The organism is Bradyrhizobium sp. Leaf396 (genome assembly GCF_001424605.1).
Taxonomy (GTDB): domain Bacteria; phylum Pseudomonadota; class Alphaproteobacteria; order Rhizobiales; family Xanthobacteraceae; genus Bradyrhizobium; species Bradyrhizobium japonicum_C.
The window spans coordinates 319,049-335,271 of sequence record NZ_LMQJ01000065.1 but is presented as its reverse complement, the minus strand read 5'-3'; the positions used below and the strand labels follow the sequence as shown (position 1 = coordinate 335,271).

The 16,223-nt window shown below is 65.0% G+C and carries 11 protein-coding genes and 1 riboswitch; of the genes, 7 read left to right on the top strand and 4 right to left on the bottom strand.

Annotated features, from left to right (window positions below; genetic code table 11):
• The first annotated feature begins 52 nt into the window (after positions 1-52).
• The 3 genes from ASG57_RS34565 to ASG57_RS34555 all read left to right on the top strand — a co-directional run bounded on the left by ASG57_RS34565 (position 53) and on the right by ASG57_RS34555 (position 2,882).
• Positions 53-859, top strand: coding sequence for a hypothetical protein (locus ASG57_RS34565; RefSeq protein WP_230646550.1), 807 nt, complete (start codon positions 53-55; stop codon positions 857-859).
• A gap of 355 nt (positions 860-1,214) precedes the next feature.
• The gene (locus ASG57_RS34560) at positions 1,215-1,865 is read left to right on the top strand and encodes a hypothetical protein (RefSeq protein WP_230646551.1); all 651 of its coding nucleotides are present in this window, start codon (positions 1,215-1,217) and stop codon (positions 1,863-1,865) included.
• Between the two features lie 42 nt (positions 1,866-1,907).
• Positions 1,908-2,882, top strand: coding sequence for a hypothetical protein (locus ASG57_RS34555; protein WP_230646552.1), 975 nt, complete (start codon positions 1,908-1,910; stop codon positions 2,880-2,882).
• A gap of 128 nt (positions 2,883-3,010) precedes the next feature.
• Here the strand turns inward: ASG57_RS34555 and gcvP are convergent, their stop codons facing one another.
• The 3 genes from gcvP to gcvT are packed head-to-tail and all read right to left on the bottom strand — an operon-like array spanning position 3,011 to position 7,419.
• Positions 3,011-5,878: an aminomethyl-transferring glycine dehydrogenase gene (gcvP, locus tag ASG57_RS34550; protein ID WP_057199100.1), complete on the bottom strand. Its 2,868-nt coding sequence runs from the start codon at positions 5,876-5,878 to the stop codon at positions 3,011-3,013.
• A gap of 17 nt (positions 5,879-5,895) precedes the next feature.
• A complete protein-coding gene (gcvH, locus tag ASG57_RS34545; RefSeq protein WP_024340903.1) occupies positions 5,896-6,264 on the bottom strand; it encodes a glycine cleavage system protein GcvH in 369 nt (122 codons plus the stop codon).
• Positions 6,265-6,273: 9 nt separating this feature from the next.
• Positions 6,274-7,419, bottom strand: coding sequence for a glycine cleavage system aminomethyltransferase GcvT (gcvT, locus tag ASG57_RS34540; protein WP_057199070.1), 1,146 nt, complete (start codon positions 7,417-7,419; stop codon positions 6,274-6,276).
• 145 nt (positions 7,420-7,564) lie between these two features.
• Positions 7,565-7,655, bottom strand: a riboswitch (glycine riboswitch).
• A 222-nt stretch (positions 7,656-7,877) separates the two neighbouring features.
• Here gcvT and alaS point away from each other — a divergent pair.
• Together alaS and ASG57_RS34530 are read left to right on the top strand one after the other, a co-directional pair.
• On the top strand, positions 7,878-10,556 hold the full coding sequence (gene alaS / locus ASG57_RS34535; protein WP_057199099.1) for an alanine--tRNA ligase: 2,679 nt from the start codon (positions 7,878-7,880) through the stop codon (positions 10,554-10,556).
• 6 nt (positions 10,557-10,562) lie between these two features.
• A complete protein-coding gene (locus ASG57_RS34530; protein WP_057199069.1) occupies positions 10,563-11,789 on the top strand; it encodes a cyclic nucleotide-gated ion channel in 1,227 nt (408 codons plus the stop codon).
• Between the two features lie 78 nt (positions 11,790-11,867).
• On the opposite strand, the gene ASG57_RS34525 is transcribed toward ASG57_RS34530, so the two are convergent.
• A complete protein-coding gene (locus tag ASG57_RS34525) occupies positions 11,868-13,082 on the bottom strand; it encodes an NADP-dependent isocitrate dehydrogenase (protein ID WP_024340899.1) in 1,215 nt (404 codons plus the stop codon).
• Between the two features lie 328 nt (positions 13,083-13,410).
• On the opposite strand from ASG57_RS34525, the gene ASG57_RS34520 reads away from it, so the two are divergent.
• Both ASG57_RS34520 and ASG57_RS34515 read left to right on the top strand, forming a co-directional pair.
• Complete coding sequence (locus ASG57_RS34520; RefSeq protein WP_024340898.1) at positions 13,411-14,619, top strand: TrmJ/YjtD family RNA methyltransferase; 1,209 nt, start codon at positions 13,411-13,413, stop codon at positions 14,617-14,619.
• 119 nt (positions 14,620-14,738) lie between these two features.
• Positions 14,739-16,178, top strand: coding sequence for a DUF1254 domain-containing protein (locus tag ASG57_RS34515; RefSeq protein WP_057199068.1), 1,440 nt, complete (start codon positions 14,739-14,741; stop codon positions 16,176-16,178).
• Positions 16,179-16,223: the final 45 nt, after the last annotated feature.

Genomic DNA, 16,223 nt, shown 5'->3' with positions numbered 1-16,223 from the left:
AAGCTCTCGGCTTATTTGGCGCCTACACCGCAGACCTTGGCCCGGCTGATCATTGGTCGGATTGGGTCCGCTGGCCACGGGGCGCCAAGGGTCGCAAATTATCGCTGGCGAGTTTTGCGAGCCGTACGACGAGATCGAATTCTGGTTCGGAGCGAATCCCCGCGACCAGCTGCAATTGGTCTGGTTGCTCGATCACCTCGGCAGTTTTCCTGTGCTGGCACAGAAGTTCGGGGTGCGATTGCTGGACTCCGACCTCATATTCGGTCCCGATTATGATTTCGCTGAGGGCGAACGCCATATTCCCATCGGGAACTTCGGTGCGAAGGAGTTCGAGATCGCCCGGTTGGCGTGGTTGTCCTACCGGGCGCCGACGCCCGAGGCCTGTATCGATCTGCTTCACCGCGATCTGGGTGCCTTGCTGGTGCTGCGGCCAGCGTTGCTTCAGCTTCTGGCAGAGCTCCCGTCTCCCTTGACAGGGCTAGGCGCAACCGAGATGCGATTTCTGGAGATGCTCGACTGGTTTGCAAACACGAATCCGTTGTTTCACCTACGCTCGCTACGGGGCACTTACGTCTGGGGTGAGGTCGAGCCGGGATATTTGCTCGAAGGCCTCGCCCTCGGCCCCAAGCCAGCTGTGGCCGGGCTGGGCGAAGAATTACGCGCCATCGACCTTGGCAATCTCGGAGCCCGGCACAAGGTTTACCTCCGCAGCCGGTCGTCGCTGACCGAATTCGGTAAGGCTGTCCTGGCCCATCAGGAAGACTTCAGCCGTCATAATCCGATCGACCGCTGGTGGGGCGGCACGCATCTGACCAACGATCGGCTGTGGCGCTACGGTCCTGTCCTGACGAAGCGCTGAGGAGGCCGACGTGACCGGCTTATTGTGACGACAGATTCGTCCGCCGCCGGCGCGTTACAGGTGGCGGGCCTTGCCGACCTCGTGATTGCGATCGAGCGCCTGCTTGTCTGGGGATCGCTGCCATCCACTGCGGAGCTCAATGCATTCCTTGCGCCGCATACGATGCACCCATCGGGTCTTCATTGGCTGGACGATACGCCCTCCTGGCGCCTCGAAAGTTCGGGCCTTAGGGGGCGCGGACTGATCGAGCTGTTGTCAGAATATGACTCGGTCGAACGGTGGATGGAGCCAGAAGCCAGATGCGCAATTGATCTTGCTCTGGCTGCTCGACCGTTGCGGCAGCGATAGAGCGGCGATGTCCAAACTCGTGATGCGTTCGCTGGACATCGCCGTGAGCGGCCTCAGTCCCGCAGGCCTTGCGAAGCTGAACCCGCCGATGGTCAAGCTCACGCAAGATCACGTTGAACTGGCCGGCCGCGCGTGGCGAGCTTATCGTGCGCCGACGCCGCAGGCTTGGTTCGGCCTACTCGAAACGGATTTGCGCTTGCTTCCGCAGCTGGAGCGTTGCGTCGTCGCGCTGCTCGAAGAGCTTCCAAACGTGAGCAGCGGCCTTGGGGCCACAGAAACGCGGATACTGGAATTGATTGCTCCGGGTGGGGTGCAGCCCTTTGACGTGTTCCCGGGACATCAGAAGCCTAACGAGCGTCGCGTCTTCGATTACTGGGAAGTTGGCGCGCTGCTCGATGGACTAGCGCGCTGCCCGGTGCCGGCCGTCTCCGGGCTGGAGGAGGGGCAATTCACGCTCGACATGCATGAGGATGCTCTTCTTCTCGTGCGATACAAGCAATCCCGCTTGTCGCTCATGGATCTGGGGAGGGCGGTGCTGGCAGGCGAGGATTTCCGCCATCATAATCCCATCCGCCGCTGGTGGGGCGGGACGCTTCTCGTCAGCGATCGGCTCTGGCGGTGGGATCGCAAAGGCCGGCTGTTGATTGCGCCTGGCTAACGCGTGCTCACCCGTATGGCTCATCAATTTTAAGGAGCGATCTTGTCACATCTGATCCTAGCGACCAACGATCGTGCGGAAGACGTGCTTCGCCAGTCCGGCCTGGCGAACGTCGCGCTTGGGTTCTGTCCGCGTTTTGTCTGGAGGAAATTGCCTTCGGACGAGCAGCTTCTGATGGGGCTGGAGCGCCGATCGGAAAAGCACCGCAATTCCGGCGATCACTGGCTCGATGACGTTTGTAGCGGTGCGCTCGACGGTTTCAGCACGCGCGATATCGGTTTCTTCGAGCTGTGCGCGAAGTTCGACTCGATTGACATATGGGTTGATCCCCAGCCCAATGATCAGCTGGTGCTCGTCTGGCTGCTGGACTTGCTTCGTCCATATAAGGAGATCACGACCAAGCTGAGCCTTGTGCATGCGGACGACACCATTTCGAACTATGATCCGGAGTCTGTCGCAAAATGGAGGCTGCCGGCCTTCAAGGTGACCGAGAACCACTTGGCGACGGCAAGCCGCGCCTGGCGAGCCTATCGGGCTGACACGCCACAAACCTGCTTCGATCTGCTGATGACGGACCTGATGATCTTGCCGAGACTTCGATCGGCGCTCATCGCGGTGCTGGAAGAGCTTCCGGACAGCGTGACGGGACTCGGTGCCACTGAAATGGATCTGCTGGATTCTGTGAACGGCGGGCAAACCGATCCAAGGCTTGTCGAAGATGCGCGATGGCTTCGCGATGTATTCGACGAAAACGACGCCTATGACGCTTTGCTCGAACTAGGGGCGTATTCGGCGCCGCCGCTCTTGTTAGGCGATCCGGCGTTCGACAATGAGGATCGCTATTTCGGCAGGAGCGAATGGAAACTCACGCTGACTGAACTCGGGCGATCACTGCTCGCCCGAGAAGACGACATGTGGCGGCACAACCGAATCTATCGGTGGTGGGGCGGGACGGAGCTCACCAACGAAAAGCTCTGGCGATGGGATCGCAAAAGCCGGCTGTTGGTGGCGCCCTAGGGCGGATCCGTAGGGTGGATTAGCCGCAGCGTCATCCACCACTGTTCATCTCGGCGAAAGCAGACGTGGCGGGTTACGCCTCGTCGACTGCGCGTTGCGCAGCCGCGCGGCTAACCCACCCTACAATCCTACTCCGCGGCTTCTGCGTAATCGCTGACCGGAGGGCAGGAGCACACGAGGTTACGATCGCCGTAGACGTTGTCGACGCGGCCCACGGGGCTCCAGTACTTGTCGGTCCGTGACGTGCCCGCTGGGAAGCAGCCTTCGCTGCGGGTGTAGGCGCGATTCCAATCATCATCCGCGATGTCGTGCACGGTGTGGGGAGCGTGGCGCAGCGGCGAGGCTTCGATCTTGAAGCGGCCGGCCTCGACCTCGGCGATCTCCTTCCGGATCGCGATCATGGCGTCGCAGAAGCGGTCCAGCTCCGCCTTGGATTCCGACTCGGTCGGCTCGATCATCAGCGTGCCCGGCACCGGGAAGCTCATGGTCGGCGCGTGGAAGCCGTAGTCGATCAGGCGCTTTGCGATGTCGTCGACGGTAACGCCTGATGTCGTCTTCAGCGGACGCGGATCGACGATGCACTCGTGCGCGACACGGCCCTTGGCGTTCTTGTAGAGCACCGGGAAGTGCGGATCGAGGCGGGCCGCGATGTAATTGGCGTTGAGGATCGCGATCTCGGTGGCGCGCTTCAAGCCTTCGCCGCCCATCATCAGGATGTAGATGTAGGAGATGGTCAGGATCGAGGCCGAGCCGAACGGCGCGGCCGAGACCGGCCCGACTGGCGCTTCAGCATTCGTCACCGGATGACCCGGCAGGAACGGCGCCAGGTGCGCCTTGACGCCGATCGGGCCCATGCCGGGGCCGCCGCCGCCATGCGGAATGCAGAACGTCTTGTGCAGGTTGAGATGGCTGACGTCGGCGCCGTAATCGCCGGGCCTGCTCAGGCCGACCTGTGCGTTGAGGTTGGCACCGTCCAGATAGACCTGGCCGCCATGGGCGTGCACGATGTCGCAGATCTCGCGGATATGCTCCTCGAACACGCCATGGGTCGAGGGATAGGTGATCATGACCGCCGCGAGATCGTTGGAATGCTTCTCCGCCTTGGCGCGGAGATCATTGACATCGACGTCGCCGTTCTTCTCGCAAGACACCACCACCACGTCCATGCCGACCATCGCGGCGGAGGCCGGATTCGTGCCGTGGGCGGAGGAGGGGATCAGGCAGATCCTGCGGTGGCCCTGTCCGCGCGCGGCATGGTAGCCACGGATCGCCAAAAGCCCGGCATATTCGCCTTGCGCGCCCGAGTTCGGCTGCAGCGAGATCGCGTCGTAGCCGGTGATGTCGCACAGCCATTTCTCCAGCCGGGCGAACAGCGCGTGATAGCCGGCGGCCTGTTCGCGCGGCACGAACGGGTGCAGCGAGGCGAATTCGGGCCAGGTCAGCGGCATCATCTCGGTGGTCGCGTTCAGCTTCATCGTGCAGGATCCCAGCGGGATCATGGCGCGGTCGAGCGCGAGGTCGCGGTCGCTGAGCTTGCGCATGTAGCGCAGCATCTCGGTCTCCGAGCGATGCGCGTGGAACACGGGATGGGTGAGGAAAGCGGTGGTGCGCTTCAAATCGTCCGGCAGCGCCTCGCGCGTCTCGGCGTCGATCTCGGCATAGGCGAGGGTGCCGCCGAAGGCGCGCCAGACCGCTTCCACCGTCGCCGGCGTGGTGGTCTCGTCGAGCGCGATCCGCAGGGCGCTGTCACTGACGCCGAGATTGATCCTTTCGCTCGCCGCGCGCGCGACGATCTCGGCGCGCTTGGCGCCGGCGTCGACGCTGAGCGTGTCGAAGAAGTTGTCGGACTGCGGCGCAAAGCCGAGCTTGCGCAGGCCGCTCGCGAGCACGGCGGTGCGGCGGTGCACGGTGCGTGCGATCTGGATGAGGCCCTCCGGGCCGTGATAGACCGCATACATCGAAGCGATCACGGCGAGCAGCACCTGCGCGGTGCAGATGTTGGAGGTCGCCTTCTCGCGGCGGATGTGCTGCTCGCGGGTCTGCAGCGCCAGCCGGTACGCCGGCGCGCCGCGGGAATCGACGGAGAGGCCGACGATGCGGCCGGGCAGCGACCGCTTCAGTGCATCGCGCACGGCCATATAGGCCGCGTGCGGTCCGCCATAGCCCATCGGCACGCCAAAACGCTGCGCCGAGCCGATCGCGATGTCGGCACCGAGCTCGCCGGGCGAAGCCAGCAGCGTCAGCGCCAGCAGGTCGGCGGCAACGATCGCCAGCGCGCCCTTGGCCTTCAGCGTGGCGATCGCCGGCCTGAGATCGCGCAATGCGCCGGAAGAGCCCGGATATTGCAGCAGTGCGCCGAGCACGTCGGCCTTGTCGAGGTCAGTGAGGGGATCGCCGACGATCAACTGCCAGCCCAGCGGCTCGGCGCGGGTGCGCATCACGGCCAGCGTCTGCGGATGCACGTCCTTGTCGACGAAGAACGCCTTCGCCTTCACGGGCGAGTGCCGCTCCGCCAGCGCCATGGCTTCGGCCGCTGCAGTGGCTTCGTCGAGCAGCGAGGCGTTGGCGACGTCGAGCCCGGTAAGGTCGCAGATCATGGTCTGGAAGTTGAGCAGCGCTTCCAGCCGGCCCTGGCTGATCTCGGGCTGGTAGGGCGTGTAGGCGGTGTACCAGGCCGGGTTCTCCAGGATGTTGCGCTGGATCACCGCGGGCAGGATGGTGCCGGAATAGCCCTGGCCGATCAGCGAGGTGAAGACCTGGTTCCGGCGCGCAAGCTCGGTCATGTGCGCGATCGCCTCGGTCTCGCTGAGCGGCTTGCCGAGATCGAGCGGGGCGGCCTGCCGGATCGAGGCCGGCAGCGTTTCCGCCATCAGCGCATCGACGCTCTTGGCACTGACTGTCTCAAGCATGGCGGTGACATCGCGCGCCGATGGGCCGATGTGGCGGCGAACGAAACTGGCGGCGGTGTCGCCGTTGGTCTTGCGGTGCGCGGTCATCGCTTGCTCCATCGTCCTTACGCCGTGTGCGCCTTGTAGGCGGCTTCGTCCATGAGGCCGCCGAGCTCGCCCTTGTCGGCGATCCTGATCTTGAAGAACCAGGCCTTGCCCTGCGCGTCCGAGTTCACCAGCGCCGGCTCGGCGGCGAGCGCCTCGTTGGCCTCCAGCACCTCACCCGTTACGGGCGCGTAGACGTCGGACGCGGCCTTGACCGACTCCACGACGGCGGCGGCTTCGGCCTTCTTCAGCGCGCGGCCGACCTTGGGCAATTCGACGAACACGACGTCGCCGAGCTGCTGCTGCGCATAGTCGGTGATGCCGACGGTGGCGATATCGCCGTCGATCGCGAGCCATTCGTGGTCGGAGGTGTACAGCGTCGTGGTCATTGTTGATCCTCAGCGTTTGTAGGTGTTTTTCACGAAGGGCATGGCCGCGACCTGCACGGGAAGGCGCTGGCCGCGCACCTCGGCGAACAGTTTCGTGCCAAGCGCGGCGAGGCCCACGGGAACGTAGCCCATTGCGACCGGCGCATTCAGGCTCGGGCCGAAGCCGCCCGAAGTGACCTTGCCGATCGGCTCGCCGCCGGCGTCATTCGCAAACAGCAGCGCGCCTTCGCGCACCGGCGCGCGGCCTTCGGCACGGAGGCCGACGCGGCGTCGGGACGCGCCCTGATCGAAATGGGCGAGGATTCTTTCCGCACCCGGAAAGCCGCCGGCCCGCGCGCCGCCGGAGCGGCGGCTCTTCTGCACCGACCATTCCAGCGCGGCTTCGACCGGCGTGGTCGCGGTGTCGATGTCGTGGCCGTAGAGGCAGAGCCCGGCCTCCAGCCGCAGGCTGTCGCGAGCCCCGAGGCCGATGGGCAGCACGTCGGGATCGTCGAGCAGCGTTCGAGCGAGCCGCTCGGCGTCCGCAGCGGGGACCGAAATCTCGAACCCGTCTTCGCCGGTGTAGCCGGACCGCGAGACGAAACACTTGATGCCGGCGACCTCGTGCGGGCCTGCGTCCATGAACGTCATGGCAGGAGCCGCTGCACACAATTTCGCCAGCGCTGACTCCGCCTTTGGCCCCTGCAGCGCGATCAGCGCGCGGTCGGCAAGCGAATCGATGACGCAGTCACCGGAGAGATGCGCGCGCAGATGCGCCTCGTCCGGCTCCTTGCAGGCGGCGTTGACGACCAGGAACAGGTGATCGCCGAAATTGGCGACCATGAGATCGTCCAGAATGCCGCCATCCGCATTGGTGAACTGGGCGTAGCGCTGGCGTCCGGGCGGGATCGCCACGATGTCCTGCGGCACCAGCCGCTCCAGGGCGCGGGCGGCATCCTCCACCTTGCCCGACTTCGGCCGGAGCGCGATCTGGCCCATGTGGGAGACGTCGAACAGGCCGGCTTTGCTGCGGGTATGGAGGTGCTCCTTCAGCACGCCCGCGGGGTACTGCACCGGCATGTCATAGCCGGCGAACGGCACCATCTTGCCGCCCAGGGACACGTGGAGATCGTAGAGGGGGGTACGCTTCAGGGAGTCTTGGTCGTGCGCTAGCATCACAGGGGCCCTCGGCGGTTCCCCCGGGAGGATTCCCTGAGGACACCGGTCGAAGCCCCATCTGTCGCTGTGCCTGAGAGTATTATCCCGTCGGCGGACGCAGTCCGGGCCTTATGCCCGTCGGCGCCTCTTTCCAGATGCTGTCAAAGCCACGCGGTCCTTTTGCCTGAGAGTTTCCGGGGCGGTTGCTCCTTCGGCGCCGGCTGCCTAAAGCCGATCTCTCCCGACGTGGCCGTACGATACAGATGGGTAGAGACCACAAGCCGGCCAAGCCTGTCAACGCGACACGCGCGTCTTTCAACGGGATTGCGCGCCTGCAGCAACCCTCTGATCTCTCTGCACAGTTTCTGGACAGCGAAGCTGGCCTTGTCTAAAAGCGCTTTGGCCCGCAGATATCAGCCGAAACGTCAGGTTTGGACGGCAGGACAGCGGGTCCAAGCACACCCGATTGGATGAACATGAGCGGCGTCAACGAGATCAGGTCGACCTTTCTGAACTTCTTCGCCGAGAACGGCCACGAGATCGTGCCGTCCTCGCCACTCGTGCCGCGCAACGACCCCACCTTGATGTTCACCAATGCGGGCATGGTGCAGTTCAAGAACGTCTTCACCGGCGTCGAGAAGCGGCCCTATCAGCGCGCCACCACCTCGCAGAAGTGCGTGCGCGCCGGCGGCAAGCACAACGACCTCGACAATGTCGGCTACACCGCGCGCCACCTCACCTTCTTCGAGATGCTCGGCAATTTCTCGTTCGGCGATTATTTCAAGGAGCGCGCGATCGAGCTGGCCTGGAAGCTGATCACGACCGAGTTCGGGCTGAAGAAGGACAAGCTGCTGGTCACGGTCTATCACACCGACGACGAGGCGGCGGGCCTGTGGAAGAAGATCGCAGGCTTCTCCGAGGACCGCATCATCCGGATTCCGACCTCGGACAATTTCTGGGCGATGGGCGACACCGGCCCGTGCGGCCCGTGCTCGGAGATCTTCATCGACCGCGGCGAGCACATCTGGGGCGGGCCTCCGGGCTCGCCGGAAGAGGACGGCGACCGCTTCCTCGAATTCTGGAACCTCGTGTTCATGCAATACGAGCAGGTGACGAAGGAGGAGCGCGTGGGCTTGCCACGTCCCTCGATCGACACCGGCATGGGCCTGGAGCGCATGGCCTGCATCCTCCAGGGCGTCGAGAGCGTGTTCGAGACCGACCTGTTCCGCAACCTGATTGATGCGACGTCGTCCGCGCTCGGCACCGGGCCGAACGAGCAGACCGTGGCCTCGTTCCGCGTCATCGCCGACCATCTGCGCTCCTCGGCCTTCCTTGTCTCGGATGGCGTGCTGCCATCGAACGAAGGCCGCGGCTATGTGCTGCGCCGGATCATGCGCCGCGCGATGCGCCATGCGCAGCTGCTGGGCGCCAAGGAGCCCTTGATGCACCGGCTGGTCTGGGCGCTGGTGCGCGAGATGGGCCAGGCCTATCCCGAGCTGATGCGCGCGGAGAAGCTGATCGAGGAAACGCTGCGGCTGGAGGAGACCCGCTTCCGCAGGACGCTGACGCGCGGCCTCGCCATCCTCGACGAGAAGAGCGCCGGCCTGAAGAAGGGCGACATGTTCGACGGCGACGTCGCCTTCACGCTCTACGACACCTACGGCTTTCCGCTGGACCTGACGCAGGACGCGCTGAAATCGCGCGGCATCGGTGTCGATCAGGCGGCGTTCACCGACGCGATGGAGCGGCAGAAGGCCAAGGCGCGCGAATCGTGGAAGGGTTCTGGGGAAGCTGCGTCCGAGGCGATCTGGTTCCCGCTGCGCGAGAAGCTGGGTGCGACAGAGTTCCTGGGCTACGAGACCGAGAGCGCCGAAGGCGTGGTCTCCGCGCTGGTCAAGGACGGCGCTGAGGTCGCGAGCCTCAAGGCCGGCGAGACCGGTGCAATCGTGCTGAACCAGACACCTTTCTATGCGGAGTCCGGCGGCCAGGTCGGCGACACCGGCGTGCTCTCGGGCGAGGGCGGCATCAAGATCCGCGTCACCGACACGCAGAAGAAGCTGGGCGATCTCATCGTTCACATCGGCACGGTCGAGAGCGGCGAAGTGAAGCTCGGCACTGCGCTGCAGCTCGAGGTGGATCACGCACGGCGCTCGACGATCCGGGCGCATCACTCCGCAACCCACATCATCCACGAAGCGCTGCGCCAGGTGCTCGGCGACCACATCGCCCAGCGCGGCTCGATGGTCGCGCCGGACCGGCTGCGCTTCGACTTCGTGCATCCCAAGCCGATCACGGCCGAGGAGCTGTCCCGTGTCGAGGACATCGCCAACGACGTGGTGCTGGAAAACGACGAGGTCACCACGCGCATCATGGGCGTGGACGAGGCCCGCGAGGCCGGCGCGCGCGCCCTGTTCGGCGAGAAATACGGCGACGAGGTTCGCGTCGTCTCGATGGGCAGGACCGCGCGCGAGCGCGGCGCCAATGCGCTCGGCTGGTCGGTCGAGCTCTGCGGCGGCACTCACGTGAAGCGCACCGGCGACATCGGCCTGATCACGCTGACGGGCGAGAGCGCGGTCGCTTCCGGCGTGCGCCGCATCGAGGCGCTGACCGGGAATTACGCGCGCAGGCACGCCAACGACACCATATCTCTGGCGAAGACCGCGGCGAACGAGCTGCGCACCTCGCTCGACGACGTTCCATCACGGATCGCCGCGCTGATGGAGGAGCGCAAGAAGCTCGAGCGCGAGCTCTCCGACGCCCGCAAGAAGCTGGCGATGGGCGGCGGCGCCTCCGCCGGCAACGGCGCAGCATCGGGCGTGCGCGAGGTCGGCGACGTCAAGCTGATGGCGCGCGCGGTCGAGGGCATCGAGATGAAGGATCTCAAGAGCCTCGCCGACGACGGCAAGAAGCAGATCGGCTCCGGCGTCGTCGCCATCGTCGGCGTCACCGAGGACGGCAAGGCCGGCGTCGTGGTCGGCGTCACCCAGGACCTCACCGCGCGCTTCAACGCCGTGAACCTCGTGCGCATCGCCTCCGAAGCGCTCGGCGGCAAGGGCGGCGGCGGCCGGCCCGACATGGCCCAGGCCGGCGGCCCCGACGGCGCCAAGGCATCCGAGGCCTTGAGCGCCATCGAAAAAGCGATGGCGAGCGCGTAAGGCGCCATGCGCCCCGTTCCGCGAGGACGTGGGCTTCGCGATCCCAACTTACGGGATCGCCTCTACGAACTGTTGGAGCACGATCCCCTGGCCTATTCGGCCGGGGCGCGCTTCATCCAAATCATCATCGGCATCATCGTGCTCAACGTGGCCGCGATGGTCCTCGCCTCGGTGCCGGAGCTCGATGACCGGTTCGGCAAGCTGTTCGCAGGCATCACCATCCTGTCCGTGGTCGTGTTCGCGCTGGAATATGCCGCGCGGCTATGGACCGTCGCTGGCCACACGCAGCGCGACGGCTCCGCGCTGTCCGACCGCGTCGGCTATGCCTTGTCGGCGCTCGGCATCATCGATCTCATGGCGTTCCTGCCCGCCGCGATCGTGCTCGCCACCGGCGAGCATGCGACGCTGGCAGCCCTCGGCGTGCTGCCGTTCTTCAAGCTGATCCGCTATTCGCCGGCGATGCGCTCGCTGCTGGCCGCCGTGCACGCCGAGCGGCGCGCGCTGATCGGCTGCATCGTCATCCTGGTCGGCGCGGTGCTGACCTTCGCCTCGCTGCTCTATGCCATCGAGCGCGACGTGCAGCCGGACAAGCTCGGCACCATCCCGCAGGCGATGTGGTGGGCGATCGTCACGCTCGGCACCGTAGGCTATGGCGACGTCGTGCCGGTGACGCCGCTCGGCAAGTTCGTCTCGACCTTCGCCATCATCGCGGGTCTTGCCATGATCGCGCTGCCGGTCGCGATCATCTCGACCGCGTTCGCCGAAGAAGTGAAGCGGCGCGATTTCGTGGTGACCTGGGGCATGCTGGCGCGGGTGCCCCTGTTCTCGCACTTGTCGGCGGCGGAGATCGCCGACATCATGCGGCTGTTGCGGGCGCGCACCATCGAGCAGGGCGAGGTCCTGGTGCGGCGCGGAGACGTCGCCTTGTCGATGTATTTCATCACCGCCGGCGAGGTCGAGATCGCGCTGCCGAGCCAGCAGGTGCGCCTTGCCGACGGCACCTTCTTCGGCGAGATCGCGCTGCTGCACAAGACGAAGCGCAGCGGCACGGTGACGGCGACGCGCAAGACGCGGCTGCTCGTGCTCGACGCCCAGGATTTTCACGCGTTGATCGCGCGCATGCCGACGCTCGCCGATCATGTCCACACCACCGCCAAGGCGAGGCTCGCCGATACCGGCGATCTGGCGCTCGCCGAGCTCGCACAGGCGGAGAATGAAGGTACCGGCCGCTGAGCGGTACCAGAAGCAAACGGGCCGCGCATGGGCGCGGCCCGTCATGATCTCTGGCCCGGTCGGGCGAATGCGGACGGCTTAAGCCGCCAGTTCCTTGGTCAGGTTCTCGGCGACCTTGTCGAGGAAGCCGGTGGTCGAGAGCCAGCGCTGGTCGGCGCCGACCAGGAGCGCGAGGTCCTTGGTCATGTAGCCGGACTCGACGGTGTCGACGCAGACCTTCTCGAGCGTGTTCGCGAATTTCGCCAGCTCGGCATTGTTGTCGAGCTTGGCGCGGTGGGCGAGGCCGCGCGTCCAGGCGAAGATCGAGGCGATCGAGTTGGTCGAGGTCTCCTTGCCCTTCTGGTGCTCGCGGTAGTGGCGGGTCACCGTCCCATGGGCAGCTTCCGCTTCCACGGTCTTGCCGTCGGGGGTGAGGAGGACCGAGGTCATCAGGCCGAGCGAGCCGTAGCCCTGCGCGACGGTGTCGGACTGCACGTCGCCGTCGTAGTTCTTGCAGGCCCAGACGTAGCCGCCGGACCATTTCAGCGCCGAGGCCACCATGTCGTCGATCAGGCGGTGCTCGTAGGTCAGCCCCTTGGCGTCGAAATCCTTCTTGAACTCCTTGTCGAAGATCTCCTGGAAGATGTCCTTGAAGCGGCCGTCATAGACCTTGAGGATCGTGTTCTTGGTCGACAGGTACACCGGGTAATTGCGGAGCAGGCCGTAATTGAACGAGGCGCGGGCGAAGTCGATGATGGAATCGTCGAGATTGTACATCTCCATGGCGACGCCGGCGCCGGGAGCCTTGAACACTTCCTTCTCGATCACGGTGCCGTCCTCGCCGACGAACTTCAGCGAGAGCGTGCCCTTGCCCGGGAACTTGATGTCGGTGGCGCGGTACTGGTCGCCGTAGGCATGGCGGCCGATGATGATCGGCTTGGTCCACCCGGGAACCAGGCGCGGCACGTTCTTGCAGATGATCGGCTCGCGGAAGATCACGCCGCCGAGGATGTTGCGGATGGTGCCGTTCGGCGACTTCCACATCTGCTTGAGGTTGAACTCCTTCACCCGGGCCTCATCCGGGGTGATGGTGGCGCACTTCACGCCGACGCCGACCTTCTTGATCGCCTCGGCAGCGTCGATCGTGACCTGATCGTTGGTGTGGTCGCGGTATTCCATGCCCAGGTCGAAATAGAGCAGCTCGACATCCAGGAACGGGTTGATCAGCTTGTCCTTGATGTACTGCCAGATGATCCGGGTCATCTCGTCGCCATCGAGCTCGACGACGGGATTGGATACCTTGATTTTTGCCATGATCGGGAAAGCCTCTTGGGAACGGCGCTCGTGGCGCGCCACGGGAATATCCGCCGCCTCTTAGCATCGCCGCGCGGCGGGCGAAAGCCAAGGGATCATGCACTTTTAGCTCATCCAGCTTCCGCAGGCGGGGAGCGGCCAGCCGCCCACAGCCGGGCTGGGCTCGCGTTCCCGGCGAGATTCAAAAGTCGAATCCAAGTCGTTATTTCCCTTGAGAATTTCGTCAGGACAGGCAAACGACAGGCGGGGCATGGCGAAGGGCCGCCCTGAATCCATTCCTTGCAGTGCCTTGCCAGGGCCTTGAGAGACAGTGTGAAAGCGAAACGAGATGTCGGGGACTGACAAGAGCAAGGCGGGCCTTTCCCTCGACGGTCCCATCGTCATCCTGGTCGAGCCGCAGCTGGGCGAGAACATCGGCATGGCCGCGCGCGCCATGGGCAATTTTGCGCTTGGCGCCTTGCGCATCGTCAATCCCAGGGACGGCTGGCCCAACATCGCGGCCCAGCGCGCCGCGGCCGGCGCCGACCACATTCTGGAAAAGGTCGAACTGTTCGACACGGTGGAGCAGGCGGTCGCCGACCTCGACCTCCTGTTCGCCACCACCGCGCGCCCCCACGACCAGGCCAAGCCCGTGGTGGGGCCGGAAGCCGCAGCCAGCGAGATCGCGGGGCACGTCGCCGGCGGCGGCAAGGCCGGCATCCTGTTCGGCAGGGAGCGCTGGGGGCTGACCAACGAGGAGGTCGGGCTCTCCAACCGGATCATCACCTTCCCGGTCAATCCGGGCTTTGCCTCGCTCAATCTCGCCCAGGCCGTGCTGCTGGTCGGCTATGAATGGTTCAAGCGGGCCACCTCGGGCGCGCTGCCGCACGCCATGCCGGAGCGCTCCGAGCGCGCCTCGCAGCACCAGATGCAGGCCTTCTTCGACAACCTCGTGCGCGAACTCGACAAGGTCGAATTCCTGCGGCCCGCCGAGAAGCGCGACACCATGCTGGTCAACCTGCGCAACATCTTCACCCGCATGGAGCCGACCAAGCAGGACATGCACACGTTGCACGGCGTGGTGATGGCGATCGCGGAAGGGCGCAAGGGGCCGGCCAAGGGCGGCGTGCTCGACGGCGAGCAGGCGACCCGCCTGCGCGCGCTGCTGGCCGAGCACGGGCAGGGCGGCGGCATGCCCGACAGCGGCTCGACCGTGCGCGGTCTCGCCCGCCTGCTTCGCCGCAACCCGACCGATGCCGAACGCCTGCTCTGGCAGGCGCTGACCCGCGACCGCCGCTTTGCCGGCCAGTTCAAGCGCCAGACCCCGGTCGGCCGCCACATTCCTGATTTCGTGTCCTTCCCGCACCGGATCGCGATCGAGCTTGTGAACCCGGGCGAGAGCGAAGCCATCGCCGCAGACCGCGCGTCGCGGCGCGCTTGGCTGGAAGCGCGGGATTATCGCGTGCTCGACATTCGCGCCGCGGATGTGGAGCGGGATCTCGAGGCGGAGCTCGTGCGGCTGCAGGAGATGATGGCGGGACACTCTGACATTCCGTAGGGCACGGCAGCGATTGGCAGGCAAAGCGACACCGGTCCAAGGCCATCCAGCATCATTGATGCATGTCAAAGAGCATGGAACCCCGCTGGTTACGCTCGAGGCAGCAGGGAGGGTTCGACATGTCAATCAGCCGTCGCCAAGCACTTGCCGCCTTCGGCGCCGCCGTGTCGGCGCTTGCGATTTCCCGAGCAGCACGCGCCGAGTTTGACGGCCCAGTCGTCAGGGCTTTGGAGGGCGGCGAAGATTTCTGGCTCGCCCAGGACGCCTATATCTACGGATACCCGCTCGTGACGATGGAAATGACCCGCCGGGTCATGACAAACGTTGCGGCGGTGGAAGGTACCCGCGGACCGATGGGGCAGTTCGTCAAGCTCCGCAAATACCCCGATGCGAGCTTCAAGGACGTCACGGCACCCAATGCCGATACCCTCTACACGACCGCCTGGATCGACGTGGGAGACGAGCCCTGGGTCCTGAGCATGCCGGACATGAAGGACCGCTACTTCCTTTTTCCGATGCTCGACGGCTGGACGAATGTATTCCAGGTGCCGGGCAAGCGCACCACTGGCACCAGGGCGCAGACATACGCGATCACGGGCCCGGGCTGGAAAGGAGTGCTTCCCGCCGGCGTGAAGGAATACAGATCACCTACAAGCATGGTGTGGATTCTGGGCCGCATCTACTGCACCGGCACGCAGGAGGATTATGCGGCCGTGCACGCGCTACAGGATCAGTTCAAGCTCGTACCGCTCAGCGCATACGGCAAGTCCTATACGCCTCCGGCAGGCAAGGTCGATGCGTCGATCGACATGAAGACGGCGGTCCGAGAGCAGGTCAACCGCCTGGACGCAGTTGCCTATTTCAACCTTCTCGCGCAATTGATGAAGCGCAATCCGCCGGCTGCCGCGGATGCGGCCGAGGTCGCCCGGTTCGCGAAGATCGGCCTTGTCCCCGGCAAGGATTTTGACGCGGGCAAGTTCGACGCTGCCTTCGCCAAGCGGGTCCCGCAGGTGGCGTTCGATCGCATCATGCTCCAGTTCAAGGTCAACAAGGCGATCAGGAATATCAACGGCTGGGCCTTCGACGCCGAAGCCGGCGTCTACGGCACCAACTATCTCAACCGTGCCCTTGTCACGGCCATCGGGCTTGGCGCCAATCGGATTCAGGATGCATGCTATCCGACATCCCAGAAGGACGCCGACGGCAAAGAGTATGTCGGCAGCAACAAATACGTCATGCGGTTCGCGAGGGGGCAGCTTCCTCCGGTCGGCGGCTTCTGGTCGCTGACGATGTATGACGAGAACTACTTCTTCGTGGCCAATCCGATCAACCGCCAGTCCATCAGTGCCCGCGAGAAGCTGAAAGCCAATCCAGACGGCTCGGTCGATCTCTACATTCAGAAGGACAATCCCGGTCCTGACAAGGAGAGCAACTGGCTTCCCGCTCCAGCGGGCAAGTTCGTGCTGATGTTGCGCATGTACTGGCCCAACGAGAAGTCGCCATCGATCATCAACGGGACCTGGAAGCCGCCGCCGGTCCGTCGGGTGACGAGCAGCTAGAGCGGAATGGCTTTCGGTTGAATCGAACGCCGCAGGTGGTTGACC